The organism is Pseudomonas sp. AC355 (genome assembly GCF_979258205.1).
Genome location: NZ_OZ409843.1, coordinates 1,644,464 through 1,657,424, shown reverse-complemented (window position 1 = coordinate 1,657,424; position 12,961 = coordinate 1,644,464). Strand labels below are relative to the sequence as shown.

At 62.9% G+C, this 12,961-nt stretch carries 12 protein-coding genes; 10 read left to right on the top strand and 2 right to left on the bottom strand.

All coding sequences use genetic code 11. The features are described 5' to 3' along the window. The first annotated feature begins 13 nt into the window (after positions 1–13). From ACZ0AI_RS07815 to ACZ0AI_RS07785, 7 genes are all read left to right on the top strand, one after another. On the top strand, positions 14–838 hold the full coding sequence (locus ACZ0AI_RS07815; protein WP_463565261.1) for an HpcH/HpaI aldolase/citrate lyase family protein: 825 nt from the start codon (positions 14–16) through the stop codon (positions 836–838). Between the two features lie 121 nt (positions 839–959). Then, positions 960–1,955, top strand: a complete 996-nt coding sequence (locus tag ACZ0AI_RS07810) for a TRAP transporter substrate-binding protein (RefSeq protein ID WP_463565260.1) — start codon at positions 960–962, stop codon at positions 1,953–1,955. Between the two features lie 94 nt (positions 1,956–2,049). Beyond that, the gene (locus ACZ0AI_RS07805) at positions 2,050–2,718 is read left to right on the top strand and encodes a nitroreductase (RefSeq protein WP_463565259.1); all 669 of its coding nucleotides are present in this window, start codon (positions 2,050–2,052) and stop codon (positions 2,716–2,718) included. Between the two features lie 338 nt (positions 2,719–3,056). Beyond that, a complete protein-coding gene (locus tag ACZ0AI_RS07800; RefSeq protein ID WP_463565258.1) occupies positions 3,057–3,524 on the top strand; it encodes a MarR family winged helix-turn-helix transcriptional regulator in 468 nt (155 codons plus the stop codon). Further along, on the top strand, positions 3,524–4,969 hold the full coding sequence (locus ACZ0AI_RS07795; protein ID WP_463565257.1) for an efflux transporter outer membrane subunit: 1,446 nt from the start codon (positions 3,524–3,526) through the stop codon (positions 4,967–4,969). The genes ACZ0AI_RS07800 and ACZ0AI_RS07795 overlap by 1 nt, the downstream gene beginning before the upstream one ends. A 9-nt stretch (positions 4,970–4,978) precedes the next feature. Then, entirely contained in the window at positions 4,979–6,172 is a 1,194-nt protein-coding gene (locus tag ACZ0AI_RS07790; RefSeq protein WP_463565256.1) for an efflux RND transporter periplasmic adaptor subunit, read from the top strand. Between the two features lies 1 nt (position 6,173). Continuing rightward, positions 6,174–7,703 carry a DHA2 family efflux MFS transporter permease subunit gene (locus tag ACZ0AI_RS07785; protein WP_463565255.1) on the top strand — a complete coding sequence of 510 codons (1,530 nt, stop codon included), beginning with the start codon at positions 6,174–6,176 and terminating at the stop codon, positions 7,701–7,703. Between the two features lie 83 nt (positions 7,704–7,786). Here the strand turns inward: ACZ0AI_RS07785 and ACZ0AI_RS07780 are convergent, their stop codons facing one another. Together ACZ0AI_RS07780 and ACZ0AI_RS07775 are read right to left on the bottom strand one after the other, a co-directional pair. Then, positions 7,787–8,722: a hydroxymethylglutaryl-CoA lyase gene (locus ACZ0AI_RS07780; RefSeq protein WP_463565254.1), complete on the bottom strand. Its 936-nt coding sequence runs from the start codon at positions 8,720–8,722 to the stop codon at positions 7,787–7,789. A gap of 211 nt (positions 8,723–8,933) precedes the next feature. Then, positions 8,934–10,139: a CaiB/BaiF CoA transferase family protein gene (locus tag ACZ0AI_RS07775; RefSeq protein ID WP_463565253.1), complete on the bottom strand. Its 1,206-nt coding sequence runs from the start codon at positions 10,137–10,139 to the stop codon at positions 8,934–8,936. Positions 10,140–10,317: 178 nt separating this feature from the next. Between ACZ0AI_RS07775 and ACZ0AI_RS07770 the strand changes: the two genes are divergently transcribed. From ACZ0AI_RS07770 to ACZ0AI_RS07760, 3 genes are all read left to right on the top strand, one after another. After that, positions 10,318–11,235, top strand: coding sequence for a LysR family transcriptional regulator (locus ACZ0AI_RS07770; protein ID WP_463565252.1), 918 nt, complete (start codon positions 10,318–10,320; stop codon positions 11,233–11,235). A gap of 91 nt (positions 11,236–11,326) precedes the next feature. Next, a complete protein-coding gene (locus tag ACZ0AI_RS07765) occupies positions 11,327–12,331 on the top strand; it encodes a DctP family TRAP transporter solute-binding subunit (protein ID WP_463565251.1) in 1,005 nt (334 codons plus the stop codon). Between the two features lie 26 nt (positions 12,332–12,357). Next, the gene (locus ACZ0AI_RS07760; protein ID WP_463565250.1) at positions 12,358–12,735 is read left to right on the top strand and encodes a VOC family protein; all 378 of its coding nucleotides are present in this window, start codon (positions 12,358–12,360) and stop codon (positions 12,733–12,735) included. Positions 12,736–12,961 lie beyond the last annotated feature (226 nt).

Below are 12,961 nucleotides of genomic sequence, written 5' to 3'. Positions count from 1 at the left end.
AAGGATCGATGCAATGACCGCACAGATAGTTCGTTCCGCACTGTTCGTTCCCGCTTCGCGGCCCGAGCGGATTCCCAAGGCGTTGGCCAGTGGCGCTGATGTGGTGATCGTCGACCTCGAAGATGCCGTGCAGGAAAGCCTCAAGGTCGAGGCCCGAGGCAACCTGGACAGCTTCCTGAGCGACAATCCCGAGGCGCGTCTGCTGGTGCGCATCAATTCGCCCGAACACCCTGGTCATGCCGAGGATATCGCGCTGTGCCGTCGCCAGCGCGGCGTTGTCGGCGTGCTGCTGCCCAAGGTGGAAAGCGCAGCGCAGGTAGCGCGTGTCGCCGACGCGGGCAAACCGGTATGGCCGATCATCGAAAGTGCCCGTGGTCTGCATGATCTGCCAGCCATCGCCGCTGCGTCAGGTGTCGAGCGGCTGTCGTTCGGCGGCCTGGATCTGGGGCTCGATCTGGGCCTGAACAGCGGCACGGCGGCGGCCGAGCGCATTCTCGATCAGGCCCGTTACACGATTCTGCTGCACAGCCGCCTGGCTGGGCTGGCCGCGCCGCTGGATAGCGTGTTCCCGGCGATTCAGGATCAGGTCGGCCTCGACCGCGCCAGCCGCGATGCTCGCGACATGGGTTTTGGTGGGCTGCTGTGCATCCATCCCAGCCAGATCGCCGTGGTACATCGGGCGCTGGCGCCTTCGGCCGAGGAACTGGCCTGGGCGCGCCGGGTGCTGCAGGCCGGCGAGGGTGGCGACGGTGTTTTCGTGGTCGATGGGCAGATGGTCGACGCACCGGTGGTCGGCCGGGCAAGACGCATCGTCGAGCATGCCGGCTCGTCCGGCTAGCGTTTCCAGGCCAGCGTTCGGCGATGCCGAATGCGCCTTTGCACAATGCTGAATTCCGCCAAAGCAGTTGCGGTTGTAAACAGAGTTCTACCTACCAACAAAAACAAGATGAGGTCACTCAATGCTCAAGCTTTCTCTCAAGGCGCTGGTCTGCGCTGTTGCCGTTTCTATCGCCGGCGTCTCACATGCCGCCGACCCGATTAGTATCAAGTTCGCCCACGTGGTCGCTGATCACACGCCGAAGGGGCAGGGTGCTCTGCTGTTCAAGAAGCTGGCCGAAGAGCGCCTGCCAGGGCGGGTCAAAGTCGAGGTTTACCCGAACTCCTCGCTGTTCGGTGATGGCAAGGAGATGGAAGCGCTGCTGCTCGGAGACGTGCAGTTGCTGGCGCCTTCGCTGGCCAAGTTCGAGCATTACGCCAAGCCGATCCAGATTTTCGACCTGCCGTTCCTGTTCGATAACATGGAGGCTGTCGACCGTTTCCAGGGTAGCGCCGAAGGCAAGGCGCTGCTGACCAGCATGGAAGGCAAGGGGATCACTGGCCTGGCGTATTGGCACAATGGTCTGAAGCAGCTGTCGGCCAATAAGGCGATGCACGAGCCCAAGGATGCACGCGGTCTGAAATTCCGTGTTCAAGCCTCAGCTGTTCTCGACGAGCAGTTCAAAGCCCTGCGTGCCGCGCCGCGCAAGATGAGCTTCGCTGAGGTCTATCAGGGCCTGCAGACCGGGGTGGTCAACGGCACCGAGAACACCTGGTCGAACTACTTCAGCCAGAAAGTGCATGAGGTGCAGCCGTTCTTCACCGAATCCAACCATGGCCTGATCGATTACATGGTGATCACCAATACCAAGTTCTGGAACGGCCTGCCGGAGGATGTCCGCAGCGAGCTAGACAAGATCATGGTCGAGGTGACTGCCGAGGTGAACCGTCAGGCCGATGACCTCAACAAGGAAGCCCGTGCCGCCATCGTCAAGGCGGGCACCAGCGAGATCATCGAGCTGACGCCCGAGCAGCGCGAACAATGGCGTGAAGCCATGCGCCCGGTGTGGAAGAAATTCGAAAGCGATATTGGCGCCGACCTGATCAAGGCGGCCGAGGCGTCCAACCAGGTGCAGTGATTGGCTGGCGAACGTAGAGGCAGCACCCAAGGCCGCTTCCATCAGGAGGCGGCCTTTGTTTTGATGGGGCATTTATTACATGCGAGGAGAGCGGATGAACGTCAGCCAGGCGCTGCGTGAGCGGCGCAGCACACGCGCCTTTTTGGATCGCCCGGTGGCAACTGAGTTGTTGCGCGAATTGCTCGAGCAGGCGGCCCGCGCACCCTCCAGTGGCAACCTGCAGCCCTGGCGCATCCATGTGCTGCAGGGCGAGGCGCTGGAGCGTTTCCGTCAGCACATTGCCTTGCGGCTGGAGGACGACCCACAACCCGACCCTGCGGATTATCCGGTGTACCCGCAGCCGCTGCAGGAGCCTTATCGCACCTCGCGATTCGAGGTGGGCGAGCAGATGTATGCGTTGCTCGGCATCGGCCGTGAAGACAAAGCTGCGCGTCTGGACTGGTTCGCCCGCAACTTCCGCTTCTTCGAGGCACCCTGTGTACTGTTTTTCTCGGTCGACCGTTGCATGGGGCCGGGGCAATGGGCGGACTTGGGCATGTATCAGCAGAGCTTGATGCTGCTGCTCAAGGAGCACGGCCTGGACAGCTGCCCGCAGGCCTGCTGGGCGCGCTATCACCTGAGTGTCGAGCGTTTTCTGTCGATGCCTGCCGAGCACATGCTGCATTGCGCCATCGCGGTGGGCTATGCCGACCCCGACGCGCCGGTCAATCGGCTGGTCAGCGAGCGCCTGCCCCTAGAGGCTTTCTGCACCTTTGTAGAATGAGGACGGCCATTGAAATGCGCAGCGGCTCAGCTGAGTCGCATCTGCCACTGATCCCGGGTGTCGCTTCGCTCGACGCCGGGCTACCCGACCGTAGCCTGGGTTGAGCCTGCGATACCCAGGGCAATCGCTCCTGTTGCAAGTCCCTCCAATCTCCCCCCGCATTCATCATTCCCCCACAAATCCCCTGAACCCACACAGCCCCAGGCAGTCCTTTCAAAACCTCTGAATATTTCAAAGTATTTCTGAAATTGATAACAAGTATTACGAAATGTAATTGGGCTATTCGCTGCCTGGGCAGTAATCTGCATGGCATTCACTGCCTGGGCAGGTAATTCCCGATGCCACATTTCGACCGCGAGCGGTTTTCGCTACAGCACTCACCCGGCCATCTCATTGCGCTGATCAATCAGCTCAAGGACCGCATGCTGGAGCGCCATCTGGTGGACCACGGCGTGACTGCCGCGCAGTTCAAGGTGGTGCTGCTGATCAGCCAGAGCCGCGCCAGCACGCCCGCCGATCTGGTCCGTCTGCTCAGCCTCGACAGCGGGGCGATGACCCGCATGCTCGATCGCCTTGAGCAGAAGGGCCTGCTGACCCGGGAGCGCAGTGTTGAGGATCGCCGCCAGGTACGCCTCACGCTCACCGAGGCGGGCAATGCCCTTGGCGTGCGGGTGCCGCAGATCGCCGCGGATGCCACCAATGAGCTGACCGGCTGCCTGAGCCGCACCGAGCTCGACGAATTCCAACGCCTGTTGAAAAAAATGCTGATGGCCGCCGATGCGTTGCCGCACGTGCCAGGAGAATGATGAACATCATGCCGTTGCGTACCCCACTGACCCTGATTTTCAGCGCTTTGCTGCTGGCCGCCTGTGCCTCGCAGGAGGGCCTGCACACCGAAGGTCATACCCTGGATGCCGCCAGCCTGCAGGGGCAGACTTTTACCGGAAACCTGTCGCCAGCAGCCTGGCCGGCGGGTGACTGGTGGACTCGCCTGGGCGATCCGCAGTTGAGTGGGCTGATCGAAGAGGCTCTGCGCAGCAACCCGGATCTGCAGGTCGCCGATGCCCGTGCCCGCCAGGCCAACGCTGCAGTGCTGGCTGCCGATGCGCAGCGCCAGCCGACCCTGGACGCCAATGCTAACGTCACCCGCTCACGCTCCGCCCGGGTCGACGACCCCAGCGGGCAGGGTGGGCGTTACGGCACCTTGCGCAGCCTGTCGCTGGAGGGTGGCTACCATTTCGATCTGTGGGGTGGCGAGCGTGCCGCCTGGGAAGCGGCGCTGGGCCGTGCCCGTGCCAGTGAGGTGGATCGCCAGGGTGCGCGCCTGACCCTGGCCGCCGACGTCACCCGCGCCTACAACGACCTCGGCCTGGCCTACGCCACTCAGGATCTTGCCGAGCAGGATCTCAAGCGCAGCCGCGACATGCTCGACCTGGCCCGCAGCCGCGTCGATGCCGGCCTCGACAGCGAGTACCAGTTGCAACAGACCCAGAGCCTGGAAGCCGCCGCCGAAGCCAGCCTAACCGCCGCCACCCAGCAGGTGGACAGCGCGCGCATCCGCCTGGCCGTGATGCTCGGCCAGGGTCCGGATCGCGGTGCCACGCTGCCCCGGCCGCAACTGATCGCCCCCACGGCGGTCAGCCTGCCAGCCAACGTGCCGGCCGAGTTGCTCGGTCGTCGCCCTGATCTGGTCGCCGCGCGCTGGCGTGTCGAGGCAGCTACCCGCGACATCGATGCCAGCAAGGCCGACTTCTATCCCAACCTCAACCTGAGCGTTGCCGCGGGCAGCAAGTCGCTGCTCGGCGATGCCATGTTCGGTGGCGCCAGCCGCTTCTTCAGCGTTGGCCCGGCTCTCAGCCTGCCGATCTTCGACGGTGGCGCCCGGCGCGCCGCGCTGGCTGGGCGCAACGCCGATTACGACGTGGCCGTGGCCCAGTACAACCAGACCCTGGTTGGCGCCCTGGGCGATATCGGCGATGGCATCAGCCGCATCCGTTCCCTCGAACAGCAGATCGAGCAGCAACAACGGGCCCGTGACATCGCCCGCAGTTCCTACGACATCGCCATGCAGCGCTATGCCGATGGCATCGGCAATTACCTCGATGCGCTGAGCGTCGAGCAGCAACTGCTGCAGAGCGAACGTCAACTGGCCAATCTGCGTGCCGAGCGTATCGACGCTTCGGTGCTGCTGATGCAGGCCCTGGGTGGTGGCTTCGACGCTGCCGCTCCGTCATCCACTTCCGCACGCTGAGTACTCGCCATGACCGAATCTCAAGCCACTCCCGCTGCCCCCAATTCGGGCAAGCGCAAACGCCTGCTGCTGGGCCTCGGCGTGATCGTCGTGCTATGCAGCGCGGCGATCTTCGCCTACCACGAGCTGTACGGCCGCTTCTATGAAGAAACCGACGACGCCTATGTCGGCGGCAACCTGGTGCAGATCACTCCGCAGATCACCGGCACGGTGACGCGCATCGCCGTGGATGATGGTGACTATGTCGAAGCCGGTCAGCCGCTGGTGTGGCTGGATCCGGCCGACACCGAAGTGGCCCAGCAGAGCGCCGAGGCCAACCTGGCGCGTACGGTGCGTCAGGTGCGCGGGCTGTTCAGCAATGTCGACAGCTACAAGGCCCAGGTGGCTTCGCGCAAGATCGATGTGCAGCGCGCCAAGGCTGACTACCAACGCCGTGTGACATTGGCCCGTAATGGGGCGATTTCCCGCGAGGAACTGGCCCACGCTCAGGACACCCTGAGCAGCGCCCAGAGCGCGCTGACCTCCGCCCAGCAGCAATTGGATACCAACCAGGCGCTGGTCGATGACACCGTGATCGCCTCTCACCCGGACGTGAAAAGTGCCGCCGCACAACTTCGCCAGGCCTTCCTCAATAATGCCCGCAGCACCTTGGTGGCGCCGGTCAGTGGCTATGTGGCTCAGCGTTCGGTGCAGGTTGGCAGCCGCATTCAGCCTGGCGCCGCGTTGATGGCCGTGGTGCCATTACATGAAATCTGGATCGACGCCAACTTCAAGGAAACCCAGCTGCGCGAGATGCGCATCGGCCAGCCGGTGACCGTCGAGGCCGATCTGTATGGTGATGAAGTGACCTATCAGGGCCACGTCGAGAGCCTCGGCGTAGGCACCGGCAGTGCGTTCTCCCTGCTGCCGGCGCAGAACGCCAGTGGTAACTGGATCAAGATCGTGCAGCGCCTGCCCGTGCGCATCCGGCTGGATGAAGAAGCGCTGCAGAGCCATCCGCTGCGTATCGGCCTGTCCACCGCGGTAACCGTGGATCTGCATGACCAGGGCGGTGCCCAGCTGTCCACCCAGACGCCGAGTGAGGCGCGTTTCAGCACCGCTGTTTACGACGCGCCGCTGGTCGAGGCCGATGCGCTGATCGAGCAGATCATTCACGCAAATGGCCCTCAGACCGAGACCGCCACTCAGGCGAAGCAGGGCTGACATGAGCGACGCCAACTTTCGCCCGGCCAGCATGCTGCTGGCCACCATCGGCATCTCCCTGGCGACCTTCATGCAGGTGCTCGACACCACCATCGCCAACGTCGCCTTGCCAACCATTTCCGGCAATCTGGGTGTCAGTTCGGAGCAGGGCACCTGGGTCATTACCTCGTTCGCCGTGTGCAACGCCATCGCCTTGCCGCTGACCGGCTGGCTGGCGCGGCGCTTTGGCGAGGTGAAGCTATTCCTCGCCGCGGTGGTGCTGTTCGTGATCACCTCGTTTCTCTGCGGCATCGCCCGTTCGATGCCCGAACTGGTGGTGTTCCGCGCCCTGCAGGGGCTGGTCGCCGGGCCGCTGTATCCGATGGCGCAGACGCTGCTGCTGGCGATCTTTCCCAGCGCCAAGCGAGGTATGGCGTTGGCGCTGCTGGCAATGGTCACGGTGGTCGCACCGATCATCGGGCCGATTGCCGGTGGCTGGATCACTGACAGTTACAGCTGGCCGTGGATTTTCTTCATCAACATACCGATCGGCATTCTGGCCACCTTCGTGGTCTGGGCGCAGTTGCGCAAACGGCCGGAAACCATCGTCCACCAGCCCATCGACTACATTGGCCTGGCGTTGCTGGTGCTGGGCGTCGGCATGCTGCAGGTGGTGCTCGACAAGGGCAACGACCTGGACTGGTTCGAGTCGACCTTCATCCAGATCGGTACGGCCGTGTCGGTGGTTTCGCTGGTGGCGCTGGTGATCTGGGAGCTGACCGATCAGCATCCGATCATCAACCTGCGCCTGTTCATGTACCGCAACTTCACCTTCGGCACCCTGGCGCTGGTACTCGGTTACTCCGGGTTTTTCGGCATCAACCTGCTACTGCCGCAGTGGCTGCAGACCCAGTTGGGCTACACGCCGATCTGGGCAGGGCTCGCGGCGGCGCCGATCGGCATCCTGCCGCTGTTCCTGTCGCCGCTGGTGGGCAAGTACGCGCACAAGTTCGACCTGCGCCTGCTGGCTGGCGGATCGTTTCTGGTGATTGGCGCGTCGTGCTTCATGCGGGCCTCGTTCAACACCGAGGTGGACTATCGGCATATCGCCGAGGTGCAGGTGTTCATGGGCCTGGGTATCGCGCTGTTCTTCATGCCCACCACCAGCATTCTGCTCTCCAGCCTGCCGCCGAAGGACATCGCCGATGGCTCCGGTCTGGCTACCTTCCTGCGTGTGCTGGGCGGCAGCTTCGCCTCGTCGCTGACCACCTGGATCTGGCATCGCCGCGAGATTTATCACCACGCGCAACTGACCGAACACGTCACGCCCTACGACCCGGCCACGCACCAGTATCTGGAACAGCTCGGCGGCGCGTCGCAATCGGCCTACCTGCAGATCGATCGGGTGGTGGAGAGTCAGGCCTACATGCTCTCGACCGTGGATTACTTCACGTTGATGGGCTGGCTGTTCTTTGGCCTGATCCTGATCATCTGGCTAGCCAAGCCGCCGTTCTCAGCCAAGGGCGCGGCGGAGTCGGGCGGCGGGCATTGAAGTAGCCCGGTGTTGAGCGAAGCGATACCCGGGAGCAGTTCCTTTGGTATCGCTTCGCTCAACCGCAGGCTACGGTCGCCAGTTCAGGCGCTCGCTTCGCTCATCCATTTCGGTTTCGGATAACGGCGTTCTGAAGTACCGGCCTTTAGGATCGCGCCTGGTACGTCATGGCCTATCAGCTCGGGCAGAGTGGCCGCCGCCGTCAGCAGCGCATTGAGGTCGACGCCGGTATCCAGGCCCATGCGCTGGAACATGTGCACCAGATCTTCCGTGCAGATATTGCCGCTGGCGCCTGGCGCGTAAGGGCAGCCACCGAGGCCGCCGAGGGATGCATCGAAGCGGTCGATGCCTGCATTCAGCGCCGCGAGGGCGTTGGCCAGGCCCATGCCCCGGGTATTGTGGAAATGCGCGGTGAACACCGCCTCGGGCCAGCGCTGCAGCGACTCGCGACAGATGCGTTCGACCTGGGCGGGATCGGCCATGCCGGTGGTGTCGCACAGGGTCACGCCTTGCACGCCAAGGTCGAGCAGGCGCTGGGTCAGTTCGTATACTCGCGCTTCGGGTACTGCGCCCTCGAACGGACAGCCGAAGGTGGTCGACAGCGAGGCGTTGATGAACACGCCACTGCCGCGAGTGGCTTCGATGATCTCGCAAAACTGGGCCAGGGACTGTTCCGGCGTCATGCGCAGGTTGGCCAGGCCGTGGGTGTCGCTGGCCGACATCACCAGGTTGATCTCGTCCACCTGGCACGACAGCGCCCGTTCGCAGCCGCGCACGTTGGGTACCAGCACGGTGTATTCCACGCCGTCGACACGCTGAATGCCGCGCATCACTTCTTCGGCGTCGCGCAGGTTGGGAATCGCCTTGGGCGAGGTGAACGAGGTTACTTCGATCTTTGCCAGGCCGGTCTTCGATAACTTGTCGATGAGGGCGATCTTGGCTTCGGTCGGCACGAAGGCCGCTTCGATCTGGAAGCCGTCACGGGTGGCGACGTCCTGGATATAAAGGTGTTTGGTCATGGGGAAGTCCTGGTTGTGTCGGGTTCCGGCTACCGGTATCACGGCTGATCGTTCCTCACGTCGAGGCGTCGAACCGTCCGCGTTGATCGTTCCCACGCTCTGCGTGGGAATGCATCTGGCGACGCTCTGCGTCGGCTGCTCTTGGGTGCGGACGCGGAGCGTCCTGGGCTGAGCTCCCACGCGGAGCGTGGGAGCTATCTGGATGGGTGCCTTATATGATCCCGCGCTCGCGCAGACCCTTGACCTGCTCGTCGCTCAGGCCCAAGCCGGCCAAGACGTCATCGGTGTGTTCACCGAGCTGCGGGCCGCCTTCGCCGATGCGGCCCGGTGTGCGGCTGAGTTTCGGCAGCACGCCCGGCACTTTCAGCGGGCCGGCACTGGTCTGCACGGTCTCGATCATCTGCCGCGCCAGGTAATGCGGGTCGCTGACGATATCGGCGGCGGTGTAGGGATAGCCCGCTGGTACGCGGGCGCCCTTGAGCGCTTCGATCACCTCATCGCGGCCGCGCTGGGCTGTCCATTCGCCGATGGCGGCATCGATCATCTCGGCGTGCTGGCTGCGCCCGTCGTTCTGCGCCAGGCGTGGATCGTCGGCTAGATCAGTGCGGCCGATCAGGTTCATCAGACGCTTGTAGATGCTGTCGCCATTGCCGGCGATCAGCACGTAACTTCCGTCGTTGCACGGGTAGGAGTTGGAGGGTGTGATACCGGGCAGGGCGCTGCCGGCCGGTTCCCGCACGTAGCCAAAGGCGTCGTATTCGGGCACCAGACTTTCCATCATGGCGAACACCGATTCGTACAGGGCGACGTCGATCTGCTGGCCCTGGCCGCTGCGGTTGCGCTCCTGCAGGGCGAGCAGTACGCCGATTACCCCATAGAGCGACGACAGGGAATCGCCGATGCTCACGCCGACCCGCACCGGCGCCTGGCCGGGGTAGCCGGACAAGTGGCGCAGGCCGCCCATGGCTTCGCCGATTACGCCGAAGCCCGGCAGGTCGCGGTAGGGGCCTGTCTGCCCGTAGCCGGAGATGCGCAGCATGATTAGCCGTGGGTTGATCTTGACCAGTTCGTCCCAGCCCAGCCCCCAGGCTTCAAGGGTACCTGGGCGAAAGTTCTCGACCAGAATGTCGGCTTCGGCGACCAGGCGACGGACGATGTCCTGGCCTTCGGCTTCCTTGAGGTTTAGCGTCAGCGACTGCTTGTTGCGCGACTGCACGTGCCACCAGAGTGAGGTGCCGTCCTTGATCTTGCGCCATTTGCGCAGTGGATCACCGATGCCTGGTGGCTCGATCTTGATCACCTCGGCGCCGAATTCGCCGAGCATCTTGCTGGCGAAGGGCCCCGCGATCAGTTGGCCCATCTCGATGACCTTGAGCCCGGCCAGGGCCATGGGTGAAACGGTTGAGTCGGCAGACATGTGCGAATTCCCGATGACTTGGGTTGATGGTGGCGAGCATCGCCCATGGCGTTTATCGCCGCAATCAATCAATCGCCAAGTCTGGCTTCGCGTCTCACGAAGACCTATGGTGTGGCCAACCCTCCGTGGCAGCCGCCGCGGCAGTGAGTCTTTCGCCAATCACGAAGCGGAGTCTGCCATGCGCGTGGATTTTCTGACCCTCAAACTGTTCGTGGCCATTGCCGATGAGCGTAGCCTGACCCGCGCCGCCGAGCGCGAACACCTGGCGCTGGCGGCGGTGAGCAAACGCATCAGCGACCTTGAGGCGCACCTGCGCACGCCCTTGCTATATCGCCAGCCCAAGGGCGTCGCGTTGACGCCGGCCGGCGATGCGCTGCTGCATCACGCGCGCAACCTGCTGGACAATATCCAGCACATGCAGGCTGATCTCAGCGAATTCAGCGAAGGCATCAACGGCCATGTACGCATTCACGCCAATACCTCGGCGGTGATCGCCTTTCTGCCCGAAGATCTCAGCGCCTTCACCGCCCTGCATCCGCAGATCCGCATCGACCTGGAGGAGCGCGTCAGCACCGAGATCATCCATGCTGTGCGCGAAGGCTTGACCGATATCGGTATCTTCGCCGGTCACGTCCAGGCCGACGGTGTGCAGGTGTTTCCTTATCGGAGTGATCGGCTGGTACTGGTGGTGCCGAGCGATCACCCCTTGGCACTGCGCGAGCGGGTAACGTTGCTTGAGACGGTGGGCTACGACTACATCGGCCTGCAGAAGGAAGCGTCGCTGCACACGTTGATCAGCGAGGCGGCGCAGCAGGTCGGTGCGCATTTGCGGGTGCGTATCCAGGTTCGCAGCTTCGAGGCGATCTGCCGGATGATCCACACCGGCATGGGTATCGGCATCCTCCCCGAGCAGGCGGTGCGCACCTATCTGCCGGGTATGGCGGTACGTGCGGTGGAGATCGAAGATGCCTGGGCAATTCGTGAACTGAACATTTGCGTGCGCCAGTACGACAACCTGTCCCTTATCGCGCGGCAGATGGTCGATCATCTTGCCTTCGGCAACGGCGAAGGCAGGCTTGGCCAATCAAGAATGTAGTACTCGCCGGCGCTGCAGTAGAGTTCGCCATGAACAAAGGCATCCGGCAGGGCATAGACCCTCCGAACTAACAACAACAGGAGATCGCCTCATGTCCCGCGTACTTCGCCGCAGCTTGTCCTGCGTGCTGCTTTCCACCGCCATGGCTTTCGGCGCTGCCGTGCAGGCCGAAGAAGTCGTCATCAAGTTCGCCCACGTAGCCTCTGATCAAACCCCCAAGGGGCAGGGCGCGTTGATGCTGCAAAAGCTGGTCAAGGAGCGCTTGGCTGGCAAGGCACGGGTTGAGGTGTACCCCAACTCGTCGTTGTTTGGTGATGGCAAGGAGATGGAAGCCCTGCTGCTCGGCGACGTGCAGTTGCTGGCTCCCGCGCCGGTGAAGCTGGAGAAGTACCAGCCGCGCGTGCAGATCTTCGACCTGATGTTCCTCTTCGACAACGCCGCCGCTTCGCAGCGGTTCGAGCAATCGCCGAAGGGCCAGGAGCTGCTGCACAGCTTCGAGAAAAACGGCATTCTTGGCCTGGCCTACTGGCTCAACGGCATGCGCCAGTTCACCGCCAACAAACCGCTGCATGTGCCGAGCGATGCCCGGGGCATGAAGTTCCGCGTGCAGCCGTCGGATCTGCAGGCCGCACAGATCAGTGCACTGCGCGCCGTACCACGCAAGATGGCTTTCGCCGAGATCTATCAGGGCCTGCAGACCGGTGTGATCAACGCCTCCGACAATCCCTGGTCGAACATCTACAGCCAGCGCCACTACGAGGTGCAGCAGTACATGATCGAGTCCAACCATGCGGTCGGTAACTACATGTTGATCACCAATGCCAAGTTCTGGAACGGCCTGCCAGAGGATGTGCGTGGCGAACTGAAAAGCATCATCGACGAGGTCACGGCTGATGTGAATCGTCAGGCGTTGGCACTCAACGAGAAGGACAAGCAGCAGATTCTCGCCGATGGAAAGCGCGAACTGATCGTGCTCACTGACGAAGAACGCCAGCAGTGGCGCGAGGTGATGCGTCCCGTCTGGAAAGAATACGAAGGCAAAATCGGCAGCGACCTGATCGAAGCCGCTCAGGCGGCTAACGCTGCAGCGCAATAGGCAAACGACTGAATAAGGAGGCTGGCATGCTCGACCACCTGGATCATCTGGTACTGACCGCTACCGACGCCGACGCGGCCACGCATTTCTACGTCGAGGTGCTGGGCATGCGCCTGGAGACCTTTGGCAATGGTCGCAAGGCGTTCTGCTTCGGCAATCAGAAGATCAACCTGCACGTGCGTGGCCAGGAGTTCGAGCCCAAAGCTCATTTGCCGGTACCGGGTGCGCTGGATCTGTGCTTCATCGCCAGCCAGCCCCTGGATGAGGTGATCGCGCACCTGCAGCGAGTCGTCTGGCCGATCATCGAAGGGCCGGTGATGCGCACTGGCGCCACGGGGCCTATCCGTTCGGTGTACCTGCGTGACCCCGATCTGAACCTGATCGAAATCTCCGAGCAGGTGTGAGTTTTGCGATGTTTGAAGGCTGCTAGAAGGCGGAAGCGGCCAGTGAGCAGAGCTTTTGTGGGAGAGGCTTTAGCCTCGATTTTGCTTAGCTAGGTGTAAAGAGCTCGCGGCTAAAGCCCCTCCTACAAAAAGAAAGCTTTGCATCCACCGGCCGCTTTCGCCTTGATCTTGCCGATCCTGGCGCGTCGACAGCACTGAGCGCCGTCCGGCGTGAGCTATTCGCCAA

What these genes read in the sequence shown, in the direction of transcription:
- ACZ0AI_RS07805 (WP_463565259.1), top strand. Translation starts at nt 2,050, where the DNA reads ATGAACGTCAGCCAGGCGCTGCGTGAGCGGCGCAGCACACGCGCCTTT.
- ACZ0AI_RS07785 (WP_463565255.1), top strand. Translation starts at nt 6,174, where the DNA reads ATGAGCGACGCCAACTTTCGCCCGGCCAGCATGCTGCTGGCCACCATC.
- ACZ0AI_RS07770 (WP_463565252.1), top strand. Translation starts at nt 10,318, where the DNA reads ATGCGCGTGGATTTTCTGACCCTCAAACTGTTCGTGGCCATTGCCGAT.
- ACZ0AI_RS07780 (WP_463565254.1), bottom strand. Translation starts at nt 8,722, where the DNA reads ATGACCAAACACCTTTATATCCAGGACGTCGCCACCCGTGACGGCTTC.
- ACZ0AI_RS07815 (WP_463565261.1), top strand. Translation starts at nt 14, where the DNA reads ATGACCGCACAGATAGTTCGTTCCGCACTGTTCGTTCCCGCTTCGCGG.
- ACZ0AI_RS07760 (WP_463565250.1), top strand. Translation starts at nt 12,358, where the DNA reads ATGCTCGACCACCTGGATCATCTGGTACTGACCGCTACCGACGCCGAC.
- ACZ0AI_RS07775 (WP_463565253.1), bottom strand. Translation starts at nt 10,139, where the DNA reads ATGTCTGCCGACTCAACCGTTTCACCCATGGCCCTGGCCGGGCTCAAG.
- ACZ0AI_RS07795 (WP_463565257.1), top strand. Translation starts at nt 3,524, where the DNA reads ATGAACATCATGCCGTTGCGTACCCCACTGACCCTGATTTTCAGCGCT.
- ACZ0AI_RS07810 (WP_463565260.1), top strand. Translation starts at nt 960, where the DNA reads ATGCTCAAGCTTTCTCTCAAGGCGCTGGTCTGCGCTGTTGCCGTTTCT.
- ACZ0AI_RS07800 (WP_463565258.1), top strand. Translation starts at nt 3,057, where the DNA reads ATGCCACATTTCGACCGCGAGCGGTTTTCGCTACAGCACTCACCCGGC.
- ACZ0AI_RS07765 (WP_463565251.1), top strand. Translation starts at nt 11,327, where the DNA reads ATGTCCCGCGTACTTCGCCGCAGCTTGTCCTGCGTGCTGCTTTCCACC.
- ACZ0AI_RS07790 (WP_463565256.1), top strand. Translation starts at nt 4,979, where the DNA reads ATGACCGAATCTCAAGCCACTCCCGCTGCCCCCAATTCGGGCAAGCGC.